The sequence below is a fragment of the Paraburkholderia sp. BL21I4N1 genome (genome assembly GCF_002973525.1).
GTDB lineage: Bacteria > Pseudomonadota > Gammaproteobacteria > Burkholderiales > Burkholderiaceae > Paraburkholderia.
The window spans coordinates 348,185-367,948 of record NZ_PVEN01000003.1; the positions used below are offsets into that span (position 1 = coordinate 348,185).

Sequence of the window (19,764 nt, forward strand, 5' to 3'; positions counted from 1 at the left end):
GATTTAGAACAGAAAATAGCGTTGCGCCATCGGCAGCACGGTAGCCGGTTCGCAGGTCAGCAACTGACCGTCGGCGATGACCTGGTAGGTTTCCGGATCGACGCTGATCGCCGGACGCCACGCGTTGTGAATCATGTCGGCCTTCGAAATGTTGCGGCAGTTTTTCACCGCGACGATCCGTTTGTTCAGTCCATAACGTTCGCCCACGTTAGCGTCGGCGGCGAGTTGCGAGACGAAGGTGAGTGACGTGCGTCCCAGCGCACCGCCGCGCGTCGCGAACATCTCGCGATAGTGGACCGGTTGCGGTGTGGGGATCGACGCGTTGGGGTCGCCCATCTGCGCCATCGCGATCATGCCGCCTTTCAGAATCAGCGACGGCTTGATGCCGAAAAACGCCGGTTCCCAGAACACCAGATCGGCCCACTTGCCGGGTTCGATCGAGCCGACTTCATGCGAGATACCGTGCGTGATCGCCGGATTGATCGTGTACTTGGCGATGTAGCGCTTCGCACGGAAGTTGTCGTGGCGCGCGTTGTCTTCGGGCAGCGCGCCGCGTTGCACCTTCATCTTGTGCGCGGTCTGCCAGGTGCGGATGATGACTTCGCCGACGCGGCCCATGGCCTGCGAATCCGACGACAGCATCGACAACGCGCCGAGGTCGTGCAGGATGTCTTCCGCCGCGATGGTTTCGCGGCGAATCCGCGACTCGGCGAACGCAATGTCTTCCGCGATCGACGGGTCCAGGTGGTGGCACACCATCAGCATGTCGAGATGTTCTTCGAGCGTATTGACGGTGTACGGGCGCGTCGGATTGGTCGACGAGGGCAGCACGTTCGATTCGCCGCACACCTTGATGATGTCCGGCGCGTGGCCGCCGCCCGCGCCTTCCGTGTGATACGTGTGAATCGTGCGGCCCTTGAACGCGGCCACGGTCGCTTCCACGAAACCCGCTTCGTTCAGCGTGTCCGTGTGGATCGCGACCTGCGTGTCGGTGTCGTCGGCGACGGACAGACAGTTGTCGATCGCGGCCGGCGTCGTGCCCCAATCCTCGTGCAGTTTCAGACCGATCGCGCCGGCGGCGATCTGTTCCAGCGCCGGTTGCGGCTGACTCACGTTGCCCTTGCCGAGAAAGCCGAGGTTCATCGGATAACCGTCGGCGGCCTGCAACATGCGTTCGAGATGCCACGGACCCGGCGTGCAGGTGGTCGCGTTGGTGCCGGTGGCCGGCCCCGTGCCGCCGCCGAGCATGGTCGTCACGCCGCTCGCGAGCGCCTCTTCGATCTGCTGCGGGCTGATGAAGTGAATGTGCGTATCGATGCCGCCCGCCGTCACGATCAACCCTTCGCCGGCGATCACTTCGGTGGATGCTCCGATCGCGATCGTCACGTTCGGCTGGATGTCGGGGTTGCCCGCCTTGCCGATCGCCGCAATGCGGCCGTTCTTGATGCCGATGTCGGCCTTGACGATACCCCAGTGATCGAGAATCAGCGCGTTCGTCACGACGGTGTCGACCACGTCGGCATGCACGCGCTGCGACTGGCCCATGCCGTCGCGAATCACTTTGCCGCCGCCGAATTTCACTTCTTCGCCGTAGGTGGTGAAGTCGCGTTCGACTTCGATCAGCAGCTCGGTATCGGCGAGGCGCACGCGGTCGCCGGTGGTGGGGCCGAACATTTCCGCGTAAGCGCGGCGGCCAATGCGTAAGGTCATGGTGTGGATCCGGAAATGAGCAGGGCGGTTCAGGCGAGCGAGCGCGCGTGGCGCATCACAGCTTGCCCATCACCTTGCCGTTGAAGCCGTAGACGACACGGTCGCCCGCCAGTTCGACCAGCTCGACGGTGCGTTCCTGGCCGGGCTCGAAGCGCACGGCGGTGCCTGCCGCGATATTCAGCCGGAAGCCGCGAGCCGTTTCGCGGTCGAAGGCGAGTGCTTCGTTGACTTCGTAGAAGTGGTAATGCGAGCCGATCTGCACGGGCCGGTCGCCGGTGTTCGACACGAGGACCGTCACGGTGGCGCGGCCCACGTTGAGCTCGTGTTCGCCGTCGTCGGTGATGAGTTCGCCGGGGATCATGGGGCTGCCTTCGCGATTAGGGGATCGGGTGATGCACGGTGACGAGCTTGGTGCCGTCGGGGAAGGTGGCTTCGACCTGGATGTCGGGGATCATTTCCGGCACGCCTTCCATGACGTCGTCGCGGGTGAGCAACGTGGTGCCGTAGTGCATGACCTGGGCGACGGTTTTGCCGTCGCGGGCCGCTTCCATCAGCGCGGCGGTGATGAACGCGACCGCTTCCGGGTAATTCAGTTTGAGGCCGCGGGCGCGGCGCCTTTCGGCGAGCAGCGCGGCGGTGAAGATCAGCAGCTTGTCCTTCTCGCGAGGTGTCAGCTTCATCGAATGTGTGCGTAGGGTTGCGACGATCGCGGCGGCCCCGTGACGGAACCGGCTACGACGATGTTAGGCGCTGCGCGCCATGGCGACGATCGCGTGCGGCGCACGGGATGAAGCCATGACGAGTGCAATGCCGGATAAGCCGGTCACAGTATCAAGTTCGGCTAACGATGCGCTTACAGATCGGCGGGCAGCGGAGCGCCGAACCATTTCTTCGACATCGTGTTGAGCGTGCCGTCCTGTTTGGCCTGCGCGATAGCCGCGTTCACTTTCTGCTGCAGACGCGGCTCGTTCTTGTTCATCCCGACGAAGCACGGCGAGTTCTTGATGACGAACTTCGGCTCCGGCCGGCGCGGAGGATTTTTCGCAAGGATCGCGGCGGCGACGATATTGCCGGCGGCGATCAATTGCACTTGTCCCGAGAGGAAGGCGGCGATGGTGGCGTTGTTGTCTTCGAAGCGTTTGATGGTGGCATTCGGCGCCATCTGCGTGAGGCCGATTTCCTCGAGCGCGCCGCGGGTGGCGCCGACGGTTTTGCCGGTGAGATCGGCGGGACTGGAGACCTTGATATCGGCGGGACCGAATACGCCTTGGTAGTACGGGGCATACGTGCTGGAGAAGTCGATGACTTTCTCACGCTCGGGCGTTTTACCGAGCGACGAGATGACGAGATCGACCTTACCGGTTTGCAGGTACGGAATACGGTTCGCGCTATTGACCGGCACGAGTTCGAGCTTGACGTTCATCGACTTCGCGAGAAGGGCAGCGGTATCGATGTCATAGCCTTGCGGCTTCATGTCCGCGCCAACCGAACCGAACGGCGGATAGTCTTCCGGCACGGCGACTTTAAGCACACCGGCCTTGGCGATGTTATCGAGCGTATCTGCGTGAGCGGCGGGCGCGGTCATGACGAGAACTGGCGACAGCAGAAGAGCGGCGAGCCAGGCGCGACGCGCGGGGCGGAGAGTAGATCGGTTCATGTTGAATGAGCGTGGTGGCAGCGAGCCGGTCGGCTGCCGTCAGGACGCGGCAGCATCGTGACGAATCCGATGCAAGCTATATGCCAAGCCGGCGCAACAAGGGCTAGAGAGTGGAGGAAGGGAAGATGCACAAAAGCGGAGCGCGGTTGCGCGCCAGCGTGGTGCACAAATCTTACGAAGGTGAAAGCGACCACCTGGATGAGCGACCGCAAGGGCGCGCGCAGCGCCGCCGGAAGAATGACTGCTGTGTCACTACCGTGGAATGTGCGAGAGCACAGATTCCAGATGCACCACTACCGGAACTGCGCGAGGGCCCCGCTTATGAGCTAGCGGTGTGAGCCGCTTTCTTTTGCTTACTTTTCTTTGCGGCAGGCAAAGAAAAGTGAGTGCCGCCCCGCACAGGGGCGACGCTAATAGACCACCATGACCCCAAGGAAAGGCCAACCCCACACGAAGCGGAGAAAAAAACCCCCAACAAGACCCTACGTACTCCAAATCCGCAACGGCACAGCCCTAACCCCATGCACAACGGGCCGCAACTGTACCCAGCACTGAGTAAGCGCACGCTGCAGCGTCTCCATAGACCGCGACACAACGCGAACAATCAGCACGCCCTGCGTGACACAAGAAGCCGCCCCACGCAGGGAATCATCAAACGGCAACTGCGCGGTCAGCGCTTCGGCGAGGGCATCATCACACGGGGCCCCAACGGCCCACAGCGTCCCATAAGCAGGAAACCCGGCCAACCCTTGCGCGGCATCCCGCAATGGATCGCTTGCCGAAAGGTTAGCGCGCTCGATCCAGAGCAACTGCCCGTCAGGGCCGACAATCCGCGACACAGCCCGCAAGCTCCCCTCCGACCACCGCTCACCAGCAGCTTGCCTGCCCAGCTGAGTCGCATCCCACCCCATCGCGGTAGCGCCTTCGGCAAGCGTCAACGAAAAATCAAGCCTCGCATTGGCATGATCGAAAACGATATTGTTCTGCGGCAACCAATCGAGCCTGGCATGCTCGCCAACCCGCACTGCGATCTGCTGCCGAGCCTCCCGGCCATTCGACTTGTACCACTTGGTCGCCCCAGGCGTAGTGACAACAGCATGCGCACCCGCGCCAACCGCCACGTCGATATCCAGCCGATCGCCACCCGCAACCCCACCAGGCGGATGCACGATCACCGCGTGGCAGATCGCCTGACCTTCCGGATACAACGGTCGTTGTACGCGCAACGGACCATCATGCAGACGATGTGTGAGCGCAGTCCGCCCATCGCGTTCGATGAAGCCGAGTTCGAGCCGCGCGCGCCATTGCGAATGCGCGCCGGTTTGCGCCGCAGCGAGCGTGATGTGATTTTCGTGAAGCGACATGCGAATGAATGAACGTGCAATCGACGTGTTAGGACGGAGCGTGGCCGAGCGCGCCATACAACGCGCTGACCGCGCCGCCACGGGATGCGGCGAGAATAGCACGCATGCCCCGAGCCGCCGAGCCGCGCCGCGCGCATCCAGCCGTTATCAAACGGCAATCAGCGCACGCACTCCATCTGCATCCATATTCGCGCCTTCGCCGCCCGCGACGATCTCGCCACGGCTCATCACCCAATACCGGTCGGCGATATCCTTGGCGAAGTCGTAGTACTGCTCGACCAGCAGCACGGTCATGCCCATTTCCTCGACCAGTTGACGCAGCGTCCGGCCGATATCCTGAATGATCGACGGCTGAATGCCTTCAGTGGGTTCGTCGAGAATGAGCAACTGCGGATCGCTCATCAGCGCGCGGCCGATCGCGAGTTGTTGCTGTTGACCGCCTGACAGATCGCCGCCGCGCCGCGTACGCATGTCCTTGAGAACAGGAAACAGGTCGTAGATGCGATCCGGGATTTTCTTCGGTGCTTTCTTGCTGGCGGCGCCGACCAGCAGGTTTTCCTCGACGGTCAGGCGCGGAAAAATATCGCGCCCCTGCGGCACATACGCCAACCCTTTTTCAACGCGCGAATAGGTCGGCAATCTGGTAATCGGCGCACCACGCCAGGCAATCGACCCGCTCTTCGTCTGCACGACACCCATCAGGCAGCGCAACAACGTGGTCTTGCCCACCCCATTGCGGCCCAACAGAACCGTGAGCTTGCCATCGGGCACCGTGAGTTTCACATCTCGCAGAATGTGACTGCCGCCGTAATACTGGTTCAGATTTTCTACTTCGAGCATATCCGTTCGACCCTTTGATTCAGCGACCTACTCATCGACCGAGATACGACTCGATCACCGTTTCGTCCCGCTTGACCTGATCGAGCGTGCCGTGCGCGAGCACGTGTCCTTCGGCCATTACCGTCACCTTTCCAGTTTCGCCGGACAAGGCCGCGACGAACTCCATATCGTGTTCGACGACCATCATCGAACAGGTGCCGCGCAGATGATTGAGCAACTCGGCGAGCTGCATGGTTTCGTCGTCGGTCATGCCGGCGGCGGGTTCGTCGAGTAGCAGCAGCGCAGGTTGTTGCATCAGCAACATACCGATCTCGAGCCGCTGTTTCTGGCCATGCGACAACTCACCGGCCAGACGCCGTGCTTCGCTTTCGAGTCCGATCAGCACGAGCGTTTCCTCGATCCGCGCCTGCGCTTCGCGATCCAGCCGCGCGCGTAGCGAGGCCCACCAGCCCTTATCGGCTTTCATGGCCAGTTCGAGGTTTTCCCACACCGGATGCTGCTCGAACACCGTCGGCTTCTGGAACTTGCGACCGATGCCCGCGCGCGCGATGGAAGGCTCGTTCATCCGCGTCAGGTCGATCGACTGGCCGAGAAACACCTTGCCGGAATCCGGCGCGGTCTTGCCGGTGATGACATCCATCATGGTCGTTTTGCCGGCGCCGTTAGGACCGATGATGCAGCGCAATTCGCCGGCATCGATAGTCAGCGTCAGGGCGTTCAACGCACGAAAGCCATCGAAACTCACGGTCACGTCTTCGAGGTAAAGAATCGTGCCGTGCGACACGTCGATCTCGCCCGGCGTGACCGTGCGCGCCATGCTGGCGACGCCGCTCAACGACGTTTCAGCGGGTTCTTCGGGTAAAGCCAGATCAGGCACCATCGGGTTTTCGTTCATGAGCGGTTCCTCTTGCGCGCCACGAGTTCGATCAGGCCCATGATGCCGTTCGGCAGTAGTAGCGGGACCAGCACGAAGATCAGGCCCAGAAAGAACAGCCAGTATTCGGGGAAATTCGCGGTAAAGAAGCTCTTTGCGCCGTTCACCGCGAACGCGCCGATGATCGGTCCGATCAGCGTGCCGCGTCCGCCCACCGCGACCCAGATGGCCATTTCGATCGAGTTGCCGGGCGACATCTCACCCGGATTGATGATGCCGACCTGCGGCACATACAACGCGCCGGCTATGCCGCACAACACGGCGGACACGGTCCACACGAACAGCTTGTACGCGAGCGGGCTGTAGCCGAGGAACATCAGACGCGTTTCGCCGTCGCGCACGGCGGTCACCACGCGGCCGAGTTTCGACGTGACGATCGCGCGCGCGCCGATGAACGCGAGCACCAGCACCGCGAACGTAATCAGCAGCAGCGCGGTGCGCGTGCCCGGATGGGTAATAGGAAAGCCGCCGATCCGTTTGAAATCGGTGAAGCCGTTATTGCCGCCGAAGCCGGTTTCGTTGCGATAGAACAGCAGCATCGCGGCGAAGGTCATGGCCTGCGTGATGATCGACAGATACACGCCTTTCACGCGCGAGCGGAACGTGAAGAAGCCGAACACCCACGCGACGACCGCCGGCACCAGCACCACCAGCAGCAACGCATAGCCGAGATGCTGGGTGCCCTGCCAGTACCACGGCAACTGATGCCAGTCGAGAAACACCATGAAGTCCGGCAGATCGCTGCCGTATTTGCCCTCGTGGCCGATGGCGCGCATCAAATACATACCGATCGCGTAGCCGCCCAACGCGAAGAATAGCGCGTGGCCGAGGCTCAGAATGCCGCAGTAGCCCCACACGAGATCCAGCGCCAGCGCCGCGATCGCGTAGCACATGAATTTGCCGGTGATCGTCATCGCGTAGGCGGACAGATGGAACGCGCTGGTTTCCGGCACGACCAGCGTGGCGAACGGCACGCCCAGACCGAACACGATAATCAACGCGATCAGCGCGAGCCACGCGCGGCGCGACAACAGCGCCGGTCGCGGGGGCAAGCCGAGGGCGAAGCCGGACTGCGGCTCGCGTTCGGCTGCGGCGGCAGCGCCGCTCGCGCCGACATGGGCGGGTGAAGTCGCTGTCGTCATCATGCCTCCGCGCTACGGCCCTTGAGGGCAAACATGCCCTGCGGACGCTTCTGGATGAACAGCACGATCAGCACGAGCACCGCGATTTTCGCGAGCACCGCGCCCCAGAACGGTTCGATCGCCTTGCTGACCAGACCGAGCCCGAAGCCGCCGATCACCGTGCCGGCCAGTTGACCGACGCCGCCGAGCACCACGGCCATGAACGAATCGATGATGTAGCTCTGGCCGAGATCCGGTCCGACATTGCCGATCTGCGACAGCGCGCAACCGCCGAGCCCCGCAATGCCCGCGCCGAACGCGAACGCATACGAGTCGACCCGCGCGGTTTTCACGCCGACGCAAGCGGCCATGCGCCGGTTCTGCGTGACGGCGCGTACGAACAGGCCGAGGCGCGTCTTCGTCAACACCGCCCACGCGATCCCGACCACGATCAGCGAGAACGCGAGAATCGCCAGCCGGTTATACGGCAGGATCAGATTCGGCAAGACAGTGACGCCGCCGCTCATCCACGACGGGTTGATCACCTGCACGTTCTGCGCGCCGAACAGCATGCGGGTCGCCTGAATCAGGATCAGGCTGACGCCGAAGGTGGTCAGCAGCGTTTCCAGCGGACGGCCGTAGAGATGCTTCAACACCAGCCGTTCGAGCACGATGCCGACCAGCCCGGCGGCCGCGAACGAGGCGGGCACCGCGAGCAGCGGATACCAGTCGAAGGCGCCGGGCGCGAAGCGTTGAAAGAGGTTCTGCACGACGTAGGTGGCATACGCGCCGATCATCAGGAACTCGCCGTGAGCCATGTTGATGACGCCGATCAGCCCATACGTGATGGCGAGGCCGAGCGCGGCGAGCAGCAGCACGCTGCCGAGCGACAGGCCCGCGAACAGCGTGCCGGCAATCTGGCTGCGGCGCTGGATCGCGTCGAGTTCGCCGATGCCGCTTTGCGCGGCGGCGCGCACGCGATCGTCGGGCTCGGCGAAGGTGCCGTCCGGTTTCTTCGCGACGAGCGGGCGCAGCAGTTCGTTCATGTCGAGGTCATGCCGCGCGGCGACCAGTTGCACGGCGTCGAGACGCTTGGCCGGATCCGCGTCGTGCAGGGCGGTCATCGCCCACAGCGTGTCGAGGCGCTTCTTGAGCGCCGGATCCGTTTCCTTCGCGCGGGCAGCGTCGACGAGCGGTTTGATCGATGGATCGGGGTTTCGCAGCAGCGCGGTGACGGCGGCGTCGCGCGTGGCCTTGTCCGGCGAATCGAGTTGCAGACCGGACAGCGCGCCGGCTACTTTCGAGCGCAGCAGATTGTTCAGTGTGACCGGCTGCGCGTCGCTTCCCGCGGTGACGGTTTTGCCGGTGACCGCGTCGCGGGTCGTATCGCCATCCTGCAGCAGCACGGCGCCCGCGTCGGTGGCGAGCGCGCTGTCGTCGGACAGCGCTTTGAGCACCGCCATCGACTCTTTGTCGTGATTGGCGATCAGCTTGTCGATGGCCGCGGATTTGGCGTCGAAGTCGTCGGCGGCGAGCGGCGCGACGTCGGCTTGCGTCAGCGCGAACGCGGCGGGACTCGCCAGCGCGAACGCCAGCGACACCAGAAGAGTTCTGCAATGGAAGCGGGAGATCATAGGCAGGGTTCAAACGGACTGCGGGGTGGGCCTGTCTCGGCGGAGTGACGGCAGGTTCGCCATCACTCCATGCTCAGCAAATTCAGGCGGCGCGACGGCGACGGAGGAAGTCGGGAATCGAGGTAACCATATCCGGCTTGCTCGAATTACCCGCGATAAACGGACTCCACGGCTGCGCGCGAATCGCGGTCTTGGTGCGCCACACGACGTTGAACTGGCCGTCCGCGCGCACTTCGCCGATCATCACCGGCTTGTGCAGATGGTGATTGCCGTCCATGGTCAGCACGAAGCCCGACGGTGCGTTGAAGGTCTGGCCGATCATCGCCACGCGCACCTTGTCGACGTCCGCGCTCTTCGCTTTCTCGACGGCCTGCTTCCACATGTGAATGCCGACGAAGGTGGCTTCCATCGGGTCGTTCGTCACGCGCTTGTCGCCGCCCGGCAGATTGTTGTCCTTCACCCACTTCGCGAACATCGCCTTGAACTTGGTGTTCTCCGGGTTGCGCAGCGACATGAAGTAGTTCCATGCCGCGAGGTTGCCGACCAGCGGCTTCGTATCGATGCCGCGCAGTTCTTCCTCGCCGACCGAGAACGCGACCACCGGCACATCCGTGGCCTTCAGCCCCTGGTTGCCGAGTTCCTTGTAGAACGGCACGTTGGAGTCGCCGTTCACCGTCGAGATCACCGCGGTCTTGCCGCCTTGCGAGAAGGTCTTGATGTTCGCGACGATGGTCTGATAGTCGCTGTGGCCGAACGGCGTGTAGACCTCCTGGATATCGGCGTCCTGTACGCCTTTCGACTTGAGGAACGCGCGCAGAATCTTGTTGGTGGTGCGGGGGTACACATAGTCGGTGCCCAACAGGAAGTAGCGCTTGGCGCCGCCGCCTTCCGCGCTCATCAGATATTCGGTCGCGGGAATTGCCTGCTGATTCGGCGCGGCGCCCGTGTAGAACACGTTGCGCGACATTTCCTCGCCTTCGTACTGCACCGGGTAGAACAGCAGGCCGTTCAGTTCCTCGAACACCGGTAGCACCGATTTGCGCGACACCGAGGTCCAGCAACCGAACACCGCGGCGCACTTTTCCTGGGTAATCAGCTGGCGCGCTTTTTCGGCGAACAGCGGCCAGTTCGACGCCGGATCGACTACTACCGGCTGGATCTGACGGCCCATCACACCACCGCTCTTGTTGATTTCCGAAATGGTCATCAACGCGGTGTCTTTCAGCGATGTTTCGGAGATCGCCATGGTGCCGGACAGCGAATGCAGAATCCCCACCTTGATCGGACCACTGTCGGACTGCGCTTGCGCGAACGGAACCTGACCCGCCAGCGCGAGCGCGCCCGACATGGAGCCGAACTTCAACAGACTGCGACGTTTCATGTGCATCCCCTTGCCATTTGATGGTGACTGTTTATGGGCGTCGATTTCAGCCAGCAGGGCTTATCCCGCATGACTTGCCGCTTGTGTACTGCAAGCCACATGCCATGCTGTAATTTCGACTCGTGCTTCGCGGTTTGCGCGCAGTGGCGCGGCTGTCGCGGCAGTCAGTTATGCGTAATGAACGTGGGATGCGGCGCGAAACTGGTGCACGGTGGCCAGTCGCGCCTCGTTCGGGTGCGCGTCGCGCCGCGACGAAGCGTGCGCATCCGCCAGCGGGCGTCGGCGGTGCATGACCGCTGTCTCGTTGTGCATGCAACAGACTGCCTGGCCTGCCGTATGTGGCAAAAAGGCCAGCGCTTTGCGGCGCTGGCCTTTTTGCATGACGCGACTGATCGTGCGGTTTCGGATCAGAACGCGATGAGCGGCGCGGTTTGCTTGCCGATCGTGACGTTGTCGATGGCCGTGTACACGTTGCGGCCAAAGAAGAACGGCAGGCCCCAGATAAACATGCCGCCCGATGGCGCGCCGAGGCTGTCATAGGCCGCATGGCGATTGGCCAGAAGGTTCCAGCCGTTGGCCAGCGAGAACGGCACGGTAACGGGTGCGGCGGCCTTGTCGACGCCGCTGAGGATCGCGGACAGGCTGAGTGTCGTGGCCGGCATGTACCACGCGCCCGAGTAAGGCACCGTCGTATCGATGAAGATGTTCGCGTTGGAACCGCTGTCGATCGCGCTGGTGTAGCGGGTGCCCTTGTAGCTGGTCGGGAAATATCCGTACTGGTCGAGCGCGAGGACGTTCGGGTTCGACGGCAGCGCGTTGTTCAGCTGGGTGCCGATGCCGAACACGAGCGTCCCGGTCACGCTTGCCTGGCCGCCCGGAGGCAAGGCCGGCAAACGGATGATGGTGCCGTTGTTGTCCGACGTGAAGTTGGCGACCGGATTCATGACCTGCGAGTCGAGCGGCACGCGGGTGCTGGCGCAGGACGTCGCGGAGGTGCAGTAGTAATAGCCGGACGGCAGGACGTTTTGCGCGGCGGCCGGGTAGTCGCGCCGCGCCGGGCCGATGCCGAGCACGCCGTTGGCGCCGAGTTCGGCGACCGTGCCCAGGTCCGTGCCGCCGCGCGACGGGCAGTCTGGCGGGGTGGCGTACCTGCTGTCCGCGATCACCTGGAGTGGCAGATTGCCCGCGGTCTTGCCGCCGATCGTCAGGTCGGCGCGGCGGATGGAACCCCACGCGAAGCCGGAGCCGAACACGGCGCATTCGGCGATGGGTGCGTTGCCGGTTGGGTCGTCGGTGGCGCCGGTGTGGGTCGGCAGACGGGCGGCGAGGGAAGGACCCAGTGCGCTGCTGAGAACGCGTAAACCGACCGAGCCGGTGTCGACCTGGATGTGATCGATGGTGGCGCATCGATCGCCGCCCTGAACGCCGGGAATGCAGAGCGTGACCGTGACGAATGGCATGTTGGCGTAGTTACCCGTCCATCGTTCGACGGTGATGGGGGCGGTGTTGAGGGCTGGAGTCGGTGTCGGTGTCGGAGTTGGCGTTGGAGTCGGTGTCGGTGTCGGTGTCGGAGTTGGCGTTGGAGTTGGCGTTGGAGTTGGAGTCGGCGTTGGTGTTGGTGTTGGTGTTGGTGTTGGTGTTGGTGTTGGTGTTGGTGTTGGTGTTGGTGTTGGTGTTGGTGTTGGTGTTGGTGTTGGTGTTGGTGTTGGTGTTGGTGTTGGTGTTGGTGTTGGCGTTGGTGTTGGTGTTGGAGTTGGAGTTGGAGTTGGAGTTGGAGTTGGAGTCGGCGTCGGCGTCGGTGTTGGCGTTGGTGTTGGCGTAGGCGTAGGCGTAGGCGTTGGAGTCGGCACCACCGCAACCGCCGAACCCGATGCGGGCGTCACCGGCACCACCGCGCCATTACTTTTCCTCGCGCTATCGTCGCCGTCGGTGCCCCCGTTACCGCCGCCGCAACCGCTTAACGCCAAGCTTGCGGTCAACAGCGCGCCGCCCAGCGCCCTGTTGAGCGTCTTCACGTTGAGGGTGTTGACTGAATCAGCATGCTGTTTCATGGCAGTTGATCCACGCGGACGTTGGCGGGAACGAGGCGCGGCAAAACCGCCTTGCCGAAGAAATGACCTGCGCGGCCCGCCGATTCGATATGAAAGTCGCCGCTGCGTTCGACCATCGGACCGGCGCCGCGCGCCTGGCTGGTACCGGCATTCGCAAAGTTGGGAAAGTAGCTGCCAAGCAGCGCCCGCATGTCCGGTCGCACCGGGCCTTGCCAGGTCACCGCGAACACCACGTTGGTCGGTAGCGCGTATTCGTGAATCGTCACGCCGTCGGCGTCTTCGGATTCGCGCATCGTGTACGGCTCAACCGCTGCGGACTGCAGCATCGACCGGGCTGTTGCAGCGGCATTGGCGTCGGCATTGACACTGGGCGCACCGCCCAACACGGCGTAAGACGATAACGGCCAGAAGGCCGAGGCCGCGAGTGCGGCCTTCACAAATTTCATGACCATGCTCTCCCAAAAAAAGGTCGATGCATGGTGCCTGCGCAAAGGTCAGGAAACCGTATGAAATTTCTTAAATGCGTGTGCGAATCAGTGCAAGGACAGGCTCTGCTCCTACTGCGAACCCGCCGCGTTCGGCATCGCCCGCCGTCCCAACTTGCCGGCCGCAGCTTTCGCCGCGACCCCCGGATGCGGCACCGTCGGCACCTTGGGCAAAGCGGTCAACGCACCGTCGTCGACCGGGGACAGCAGCGCGCTCAATTGCAGCACGTCCTGATCGGTGAGATCCGCCGTCGACGCCTTCAGCTTGAGACTATTGATTAGCGTGTCGTAGCGCGCCTTCGCCAGATCGCGCCGTGCAGAGAACAACTGATCCTGCGCGTTGAGCACGTCGATATTGATCCGCACGCCGACCTGATAGCCCAGCAGATTCGATTCGAGCGACGTGTTCGCTGAACGCTCGGCGGTCTGCAACGCGCGCACCTGCGCGAGTCCGCTCACCACGCCGAGGAACGCTTGCCGCGCGGACAGCGCCGCATTGCGCCGCGCGGTATCGAGATCGGCGGCGGCCTGGTCTTCGAGCGCGAGCGTTTGACGCACGCGGCTTTGTGTCGCGCCGCCGGCAAAGAGGGGAATGGTGACCTGCACGCCGATCGTGCTATTCGTGTACGACGAACCCAGATTGCCCAATTCCGCGGCCAGCGCCGGCGTGCCGGCCGTGGGCGTCGCGGCCCCGCTGCCGAAGCCGCCGCCGAAATTCCCGCCGAAGTTGCCCGCACCGGCCGCGCCGAGGCTGCTGCGCGAGCGGCTCGCGACCAGATCGACGGTGGGTAGATGGCCGGCCTTGGCCTTCGAGGTTTCGCGTTGCGCGGTGGAGAGCGCGATCTGCTTGATGACGACCTGGTAATTGGCGTCGCTGGCGGTATCGGTCCACTGGTTGATGTCGGCGGGCACGGGCGGCGGCAGCGGCGCGCCGGCAACCAGCCCGTCGACCTTCTCGACCGGATGTCCGACGATCTGCTGCAATGCCGCCAGCTTCACCGCCAGATCGTTCTGCGCGGCGATTTCCTGCGAGACGGCCTGATCGTATTTGGCCTGGGCTTCGTTGGTGTCGGTGATCGTGGTATTGCCGACTTCGAACGAACGCTTGGCGGATTCGAGTTGCTGCGCAATCGACGCCTTCTGCGAACGCGCGATTGCGAGGCTGTCTTGCGCGGACAGCGCGTCGAAATACGCCTGGCCGAGCCGCACGATCAGATCCTGGCGAGCCTGCGCGAACGAGGCCTGCGCGGATTCCACCGCGAGCTTGCCTTGGGCATAGCCGTACCAGCTGTCCACATGAATCAACGGCTGCGTGAGCGAAATCGTATAGCCGTTGCTATTGCCGTACGAAGACGGGAAGCCGCCGCCGAAGTCCGTGCTCTGACGGTTCGCGGACAGCGACGCCGAGAGCTGCGGCAACAGCTTGGCACGCGCGAGCGGCAACTCTTCGCTGTTGGCGGCGAGCGCGGCGCGTGCGCTTTGCAGTTGCGCGTCGCTGGAGAGCGCTTCGTCGTAGAGTTGGGAAAGGCCGACGGCGTGGGCGGGCAGTGTGGGCAGCGTGCCGGCCAGCGCCAGAGCGGCCGCGAAGACCGGCACCCGAAGGCGCATCATCGCGGCAGTAGGCTTAGTAGGTGGGAACCGACGGATCGACCTGACGCGACCACGCGTCGATTCCGCCTTGCAGATTGAACACGTTGGTATGGCCGCGCGATTCGAGGAACATCGCGACCTGGGCGCTGCGCGCGCCGTGATGGCAGACGCAGACGATTTGCGCGTCGTCGTCGAGCTCTTCGCTGCGTGCGGGAATCTCACGCATGGGGATCGACACGGCGCCGGCGATCGAGGCCGTCTGGATTTCCCACGGTTCGCGCACGTCGAGTACCACGGGCGCGGGGCGCGATGTGTCGGCGAGCCATTCGGCGAGTGCGGGAGCGGTCAGATTTTGCATCAGCGGGACTTCCGGTTCGGAGGACGGCGGCGATGCCGTCCGTATCAATGCGCGTGATTCGAGCCAGCCGGACGGTGAGCGGTCCGGCTAGGCGCGGCGAATCAGAACTTGAAACGCGGCGGCTGCACGGCGTTGACCAGCGGCTCGACGTAGGTTTCGAACACATCGGCGATGCGGTATTGCTTCTCGTCGATACGCGTGATCACCTGCGCCTTCATGACCGGCGCGGTGCCGACGAACGCCGCGAGGCGGCCGCCGATTTTCAGGTGTTCGAGGATTTCCTGCGGCAACACCGGCAGGCCGCCCGACACGCAGATCACGTCGTACGGTGCGGCGTTGGCCCAGCCGCGCGATGCGTCGCCGGTGGCGACTTCAGCGTTCAGCACGCCGTTGGCGATCAGGTTGGCCTTGGCCAGTTCGGCCAGTTCCGGTTCGATATCCACTGTGAGCACGTGTTGCGCGCGATGCGCGAGCAGCGCTGCCATGTAACCCGAGCCGGCGCCGATTTCGAGCACGCTTTCGTGTTTTTTCACCGCCAGTTCCTGCAGCACGCGCGCTTCGACGCGCGGCGCCAGCATGTGCTGGCCGGCCGGCAGCGGCACTTCGAAGTCGACGAAGGCCAGATCGCGGTACACGGTGGGGACGAAATGTTCACGCTTGACGATCGAGAGCAGATTCAGCACGTCCTGGTCGAGCACTTCCCAGGGGCGGATCTGCTGTTCGATCATGTTGAAACGCGCTTGCTCGATGTTCATGGTGGATTCGGCAGTGTGGGTGGGCGAGTTTGGCGGTTTGCCCGCTGACCGGCGGCCTGAAGGCATCGCTCGCGATGCGGGCCACGGCAGGGTAACTGCGGGATTGTACCAAATGGCGGCGTCAAATCGTGCCGTGGCGGGCAGGGCGCGAGGCCCGCGCGACAGGCGCGCGCGAGTGCATCGGCCGCCTTCTTGCGAGCCGACCGTAACCGCGCCGTAACCTTGCGCCCCCGTGTTAATCCCTAGCAATCCGAGCTTGCGATTCCGGCTTTCATCGCTCAAAAATGTAATCGATTACATTTTGCAGGCGTGTTCCCTTGTCTAAACCGTCGTCCAAAGTGGCCCGCGCCGCGTTACCCGGCGCGCGTTCCGAGCCTGACGCCCAGCCCTTGCGCGGCACGGCCGACGGCCTGTCCATTGCCGGCGTCGCCGAGCAGGCGGGCGTCTCGGTGGCCACGGTGTCGCGCGTGCTGAACGGTCACGAGAACGTGCGGCCCGCGACCCGCGACAGGGTTCTCGCCGCCATCGACGCAAGCGGTTATCGCGTCAACGAACTTGCGCGCAATCTGCGCACGGCCGAAAGCCGCCTGCTGTTGACGATGGTGCCCGACGTCGGCAATCCGTTTTACGCGGAGATCGTGCGCGGCATCGACAGCGTGGCGCGTCAACACGGCTACTTCATGCTGCTGTGCGATACCGGCGCCGACCCGGGCCGCGAGCGCAGCTACTTCGATCTGCTGCGGCGGCGTCGCGCGGACGGCGCGATCTGCCTCGACCCGGCGACGATTCAGCAGGCGCTCGGCGAGGCAAGCAGCGCGCTGCCGTGGGTCGCGTGCTGCGAGTTCGATCCGGCGGTGGGCGTGCCGTACGTGGGCATCGACAATTACCGCGCGGCGGGCGACGCCGTGCGGCATCTGCTGTCGCGCGGCCACCGGCGCATCGGCCTGATCAACTCCGATGTCGACTATCTGTACGCGCGGCAGCGTCAGCAAGGCTATCTCGACGCGCTGACCGAGGCGGGCATCGCCCCCGACGAGCGCTGGTGCATGAACCTGAACAGCCTCGACTACGAAGCGGGCGCCTCCGCCGCGGCCACGCTGATGCTGCCGCCGCACGCGCCCAGCGCGATTTTCGCGGTGTCGGATACGCTCGCGATCGGCGTGATCCACGGTTTGCGCAGCGTCGGCAAGCGGGTGCCGGACGACGTCGCCGTGGTCGGCTTCGACGATATTTCGCTCGCCGCGCAGATCGACCCGCCGCTCACCACGATCGCGCAGCCCATGCGCGAGCTGGGCGAAACCGCCGCGCGTCTGTTGCTGGAACGGCTCGCCAATCCATTGGCGAACGTGCCGGGTGTGCTGCTGCCGCACCGGCTCGTGATTCGCGGGAGCGCGTGACCATGAGCCTCGCGATCCGCTTCGACGATATCCGCAAAGACTTCGGGCCGGTGCGCGTGCTGCACGGCGTGAGTTTCGAGCTTGCGCCGGGCCGCATCTACGGCCTGCTCGGCGAGAACGGCGCGGGCAAATCCACGCTGATGAAAATCCTCGCGGGCTATGAAACCGCGACGTCGGGCACGTTGCTGGTGGACGGCCACGCGCGGCAGTTCATCGGTTCGCGCGATGCGGAGGCGCAGGGCATCGTACTGATCCACCAGGAGTTCAATCTCGCCGAACATCTGACGATCGCGCAGAACATGTACCTCGGCCACGAGAAGCGGCGCGGCTGGTTCGTCGACGACGCCGCGATGCGCGGCGACGCCGCGCGTTACCTCGCGCAGGTCGGCCTCGCGAAAGCGCCGGACACGAAGGTGCGCGAATTGATCGTCGCCGAAAAGCAGATGGTGGAGATCGCGAAGGCGCTGTCGCGCCGAGCGCGTTTGCTCATCATGGACGAACCCACCGCCACGCTCACGCCGTCCGAAACGGAGCGGCTTTTCACGCTGATGGCAAAGCTCAAGGCCGACGGCGTGACCATCGTCTATATCTCGCACAAGCTCGACGAGGTGGAGCGCATTACCGACGAAGTGATCGTGATGCGCGACGGCCGCTTCGTCGCGCGCGGTGAAACAGCGGGACTCGCGCGCCAGCAGATGGCGAATCTGATGGTGGGCCGGGATGTGTCCGACATGTTCCCCGACAAGCTCACGGTGTCCACCGACGCGCCGTTCGCCCTGAAAGTGGCCGGCCTCACCGTGCCCGACTGGGTCGACGACCTCAGCTTCGACGTACGGGCCGGCGAAGTGCTCGGTTTTGCGGGACTGGTCGGCGCGGGCCGTACCGAAGCGTTCGAAGCGCTCATCGGCTTGCGCAAGCGCACGGCGGGCCGCATGGAAATTGCCGGCCGTCCCGCCGATCTGAAAAGCCCGCGCGACGCGATGCGTCACGGCCTCACGTATCTGAGCGAAGACCGCAAGGGCAAAGGCCTGCACGTGAACCTGAGCCTGCAGGACAACGTCACGCTAATGACGCTCGAACGGTACGCGCATCCGCTGCTCGATATGAAAGCGGGCCGCGCGGCGTTGACCCAGGCAGTGAACGAATTCGGCATCCGCACCGGCGACCTGTCGAGCCGCGCGCGCATGCTGTCCGGCGGCAATCAGCAGAAGCTCGCGCTGGCCAAGTTTCTGCAACCCGACCCGCAGGTGATCGTGCTCGACGAACCGACTCGCGGCGTCGATGTCGGCGCGAAACGCGACATCTATTTTCTGATTCATCGTCTCGCCGCGCAGGGGCGTGCGGTGATCGTCATTTCATCCGAACTGATCGAGCTGATCGGCTTGTGCCATCGCGTCGCCGTGATGCGCGCGGGACGCCTGCAGGCGACGCTGACGCTCGACCATCTCACCGAAGAGGAGTTGATCGCCCATGCGACCGGCACCCACTGAAGCCGTGCAATCCGGCCGCGCGCTGCGCTTTGCGCATCGACTGTACGCGCTCGGGCCGCTCGCCGGGCTGATTCTGCTCTGCATGGTCGGCACGCTGCTCAACCGCGATTTCGCCACGCTCGACAACCTGATGAACGTGCTCACGCGCACGTCGTTCATCGGCATCATCGCGGTCGGCATGACCTTCGTGATCATTTCAGGCGGTATCGATCTGTCGGTCGGATCCATGGCCGCGCTGATCGCCGGCAGCATGATCTGGCTGATGAATGCGCTTGCGGCGGGCGTCGGCGGACACACGCTTGCGCCTTTGCTGATTCTCACGCTCGGGATCGGGTTCGCGCTGGTGCTCGGTGGGCTGTTCGGCTGCGCGCACGGTTTGCTGATTACTAAAGGACGGATCGAACCGTTCATCGTGACGCTGGGCACGTTGGGGATTTTTCGCGCGGTGCTGACGTGGCTTGCCGACGGCGGCGCGTTGACGCTCGACAACTCGCTGTCCGATCTGTACGGCCCGGTCTATTACGCCAGTCTGTTCGGCGTGCCGGTGCCGATCTGGGTATTCCTCGTGGTGGCCGCAGGCGGTGCGCTGATTCTCAATCGCACCGCGTTCGGCCGTCACGTGCAGGCGATCGGATCCAACGAACAGGTTGCGCGCTATGCGGCGATTCGCGTCGACACCGTGAAGATCGTCACGTATGTGCTGCTCGGTATTTGCGTGGGCGTGGCGACCGTGCTCTATGTGCCGAGGCTCGGCTCGGCCACGCCGACTACCGGCTTGTTGTGGGAGCTCGAGGCGATCGCCTCGGTCGTGGTCGGCGGCACCGCGCTCAAGGGCGGCGAGGGACGCGTGATCGGTACGGTGATCGGCGCGATCCTGCTGTCGGTGATCGCCAATATTCTGAATCTCACCAGCATCATCAGCGTATATCTGAACGCGGCGGTGCAGGGCGTGGTGATTATCTTCGTCGCGTTCGTGCAGCGCGGACGAAGATAGCTT

The 19,764-nt window shown here is 63.9% G+C and carries 18 protein-coding genes and 1 pseudogene; 4 read left to right on the plus strand and 15 right to left on the minus strand.

The window, feature by feature from the left end:
- Positions 1-3: 3 nt before the first annotated feature.
- The 11 genes and pseudogenes from ureC to B0G83_RS11105 form a co-directional block, all read right to left on the minus strand.
- On the minus strand, positions 4-1,710 hold the full coding sequence (gene ureC / locus B0G83_RS11055) for an urease subunit alpha (RefSeq protein ID WP_105507466.1): 1,707 nt from the start codon (positions 1,708-1,710) through the stop codon (positions 4-6).
- A gap of 55 nt (positions 1,711-1,765) precedes the next feature.
- Positions 1,766-2,071, minus strand: a complete 306-nt coding sequence (locus B0G83_RS11060) for an urease subunit beta (RefSeq protein WP_105507467.1) — start codon at positions 2,069-2,071, stop codon at positions 1,766-1,768.
- A gap of 16 nt (positions 2,072-2,087) precedes the next feature.
- Positions 2,088-2,390 carry an urease subunit gamma gene (locus tag B0G83_RS11065; RefSeq protein WP_105507468.1) on the minus strand — a complete coding sequence of 101 codons (303 nt, stop codon included), beginning with the start codon at positions 2,388-2,390 and terminating at the stop codon, positions 2,088-2,090.
- 173 nt (positions 2,391-2,563) lie between these two features.
- On the minus strand, positions 2,564-3,367 hold the full coding sequence (locus B0G83_RS11070; protein WP_105507469.1) for a transporter substrate-binding domain-containing protein: 804 nt from the start codon (positions 3,365-3,367) through the stop codon (positions 2,564-2,566).
- Between the two features lie 482 nt (positions 3,368-3,849).
- On the minus strand, positions 3,850-4,731 hold the full coding sequence (locus B0G83_RS11075) for an urease accessory protein UreD (protein WP_105507470.1): 882 nt from the start codon (positions 4,729-4,731) through the stop codon (positions 3,850-3,852).
- Positions 4,732-4,878: 147 nt separating this feature from the next.
- On the minus strand, positions 4,879-5,571 hold the full coding sequence (urtE, locus tag B0G83_RS11080) for an urea ABC transporter ATP-binding subunit UrtE (RefSeq protein WP_105507471.1): 693 nt from the start codon (positions 5,569-5,571) through the stop codon (positions 4,879-4,881).
- 31 nt (positions 5,572-5,602) lie between these two features.
- On the minus strand, positions 5,603-6,466 hold the full coding sequence (gene urtD / locus B0G83_RS11085; RefSeq protein ID WP_105507472.1) for an urea ABC transporter ATP-binding protein UrtD: 864 nt from the start codon (positions 6,464-6,466) through the stop codon (positions 5,603-5,605).
- Positions 6,463-7,647: an urea ABC transporter permease subunit UrtC gene (gene urtC / locus B0G83_RS11090; protein WP_105507693.1), complete on the minus strand. Its 1,185-nt coding sequence runs from the start codon at positions 7,645-7,647 to the stop codon at positions 6,463-6,465. Before urtC ends, urtD begins: the two co-directional genes overlap by 4 nt.
- Positions 7,647-9,260: an urea ABC transporter permease subunit UrtB gene (gene urtB / locus B0G83_RS11095; protein WP_105507473.1), complete on the minus strand. Its 1,614-nt coding sequence runs from the start codon at positions 9,258-9,260 to the stop codon at positions 7,647-7,649. The genes urtC and urtB overlap by 1 nt, the downstream gene beginning before the upstream one ends.
- 82 nt (positions 9,261-9,342) lie before the next feature.
- Positions 9,343-10,641, minus strand: coding sequence for an urea ABC transporter substrate-binding protein (urtA, locus tag B0G83_RS11100; RefSeq protein WP_105507694.1), 1,299 nt, complete (start codon positions 10,639-10,641; stop codon positions 9,343-9,345).
- 407 nt (positions 10,642-11,048) lie between these two features.
- Positions 11,049-12,143, minus strand: a pseudogene (locus tag B0G83_RS11105) (DUF3443 domain-containing protein); the annotation flags it as partial.
- Positions 12,144-12,169: 26 nt separating this feature from the next.
- Here B0G83_RS11105 and B0G83_RS39090 point away from each other — a divergent pair.
- Complete coding sequence (locus tag B0G83_RS39090) at positions 12,170-12,463, plus strand: hypothetical protein (protein ID WP_258167874.1); 294 nt, start codon at positions 12,170-12,172, stop codon at positions 12,461-12,463.
- Between the two features lie 225 nt (positions 12,464-12,688).
- Here B0G83_RS39090 and B0G83_RS11110 read toward each other — a convergent pair whose 3' ends face one another.
- From B0G83_RS11110 to B0G83_RS11125, 4 genes are all read right to left on the minus strand, one after another.
- Positions 12,689-13,138, minus strand: coding sequence for a DUF2844 domain-containing protein (locus B0G83_RS11110; RefSeq protein WP_105507695.1), 450 nt, complete (start codon positions 13,136-13,138; stop codon positions 12,689-12,691).
- Positions 13,139-13,249: 111 nt separating this feature from the next.
- Positions 13,250-14,788, minus strand: coding sequence for a TolC family outer membrane protein (locus B0G83_RS11115; RefSeq protein WP_105507475.1), 1,539 nt, complete (start codon positions 14,786-14,788; stop codon positions 13,250-13,252).
- 13 nt (positions 14,789-14,801) lie between these two features.
- Positions 14,802-15,125 carry a rhodanese-like domain-containing protein gene (locus B0G83_RS11120; RefSeq protein ID WP_105507476.1) on the minus strand — a complete coding sequence of 108 codons (324 nt, stop codon included), beginning with the start codon at positions 15,123-15,125 and terminating at the stop codon, positions 14,802-14,804.
- A 101-nt stretch (positions 15,126-15,226) separates the two neighbouring features.
- Entirely contained in the window at positions 15,227-15,880 is a 654-nt protein-coding gene (locus tag B0G83_RS11125; RefSeq protein ID WP_105507477.1) for a protein-L-isoaspartate O-methyltransferase, read from the minus strand.
- Positions 15,881-16,197: 317 nt separating this feature from the next.
- Between B0G83_RS11125 and B0G83_RS11130 the strand changes: the two genes are divergently transcribed.
- From B0G83_RS11130 to B0G83_RS11140, 3 genes are read left to right on the plus strand one after another with little or no spacing between them, the layout of a single operon-like run.
- On the plus strand, positions 16,198-17,277 hold the full coding sequence (locus B0G83_RS11130) for a LacI family DNA-binding transcriptional regulator (protein WP_105507478.1): 1,080 nt from the start codon (positions 16,198-16,200) through the stop codon (positions 17,275-17,277).
- Positions 17,278-17,279: 2 nt separating this feature from the next.
- Entirely contained in the window at positions 17,280-18,767 is a 1,488-nt protein-coding gene (locus tag B0G83_RS11135) for a sugar ABC transporter ATP-binding protein (RefSeq protein WP_105507479.1), read from the plus strand.
- Complete coding sequence (locus tag B0G83_RS11140; protein ID WP_105507480.1) at positions 18,748-19,761, plus strand: ABC transporter permease; 1,014 nt, start codon at positions 18,748-18,750, stop codon at positions 19,759-19,761. Before B0G83_RS11135 ends, B0G83_RS11140 begins: the two co-directional genes overlap by 20 nt.
- The last annotated feature ends 3 nt before the right edge of the window (positions 19,762-19,764 follow it).

Coding starts and splice junctions, on each gene's coding strand:
- ureC (WP_105507466.1), bottom strand. CDS start 1,710: ATGACCTTACGCATTGGCCGCCGCGCTTACGCGGAAATGTTCGGCCCC.
- B0G83_RS11060 (WP_105507467.1), bottom strand. CDS start 2,071: ATGATCCCCGGCGAACTCATCACCGACGACGGCGAACACGAGCTCAAC.
- B0G83_RS11065 (WP_105507468.1), bottom strand. CDS start 2,390: ATGAAGCTGACACCTCGCGAGAAGGACAAGCTGCTGATCTTCACCGCC.
- B0G83_RS11070 (WP_105507469.1), bottom strand. CDS start 3,367: ATGAACCGATCTACTCTCCGCCCCGCGCGTCGCGCCTGGCTCGCCGCT.
- B0G83_RS11075 (WP_105507470.1), bottom strand. CDS start 4,731: ATGTCGCTTCACGAAAATCACATCACGCTCGCTGCGGCGCAAACCGGC.
- urtE (WP_105507471.1), bottom strand. CDS start 5,571: ATGCTCGAAGTAGAAAATCTGAACCAGTATTACGGCGGCAGTCACATT.
- urtD (WP_105507472.1), bottom strand. CDS start 6,466: ATGAACGAAAACCCGATGGTGCCTGATCTGGCTTTACCCGAAGAACCC.
- urtC (WP_105507693.1), bottom strand. CDS start 7,647: ATGACGACAGCGACTTCACCCGCCCATGTCGGCGCGAGCGGCGCTGCC.
- urtB (WP_105507473.1), bottom strand. CDS start 9,260: ATGATCTCCCGCTTCCATTGCAGAACTCTTCTGGTGTCGCTGGCGTTC.
- urtA (WP_105507694.1), bottom strand. CDS start 10,641: ATGAAACGTCGCAGTCTGTTGAAGTTCGGCTCCATGTCGGGCGCGCTC.
- B0G83_RS11110 (WP_105507695.1), bottom strand. CDS start 13,138: ATGAAATTTGTGAAGGCCGCACTCGCGGCCTCGGCCTTCTGGCCGTTA.
- B0G83_RS11115 (WP_105507475.1), bottom strand. CDS start 14,788: ATGATGCGCCTTCGGGTGCCGGTCTTCGCGGCCGCTCTGGCGCTGGCC.
- B0G83_RS11120 (WP_105507476.1), bottom strand. CDS start 15,125: ATGCAAAATCTGACCGCTCCCGCACTCGCCGAATGGCTCGCCGACACA.
- B0G83_RS11125 (WP_105507477.1), bottom strand. CDS start 15,880: ATGAACATCGAGCAAGCGCGTTTCAACATGATCGAACAGCAGATCCGC.
- B0G83_RS11135 (WP_105507479.1), top strand. CDS start 17,280: ATGAGCCTCGCGATCCGCTTCGACGATATCCGCAAAGACTTCGGGCCG.
- B0G83_RS11140 (WP_105507480.1), top strand. CDS start 18,748: ATGCGACCGGCACCCACTGAAGCCGTGCAATCCGGCCGCGCGCTGCGC.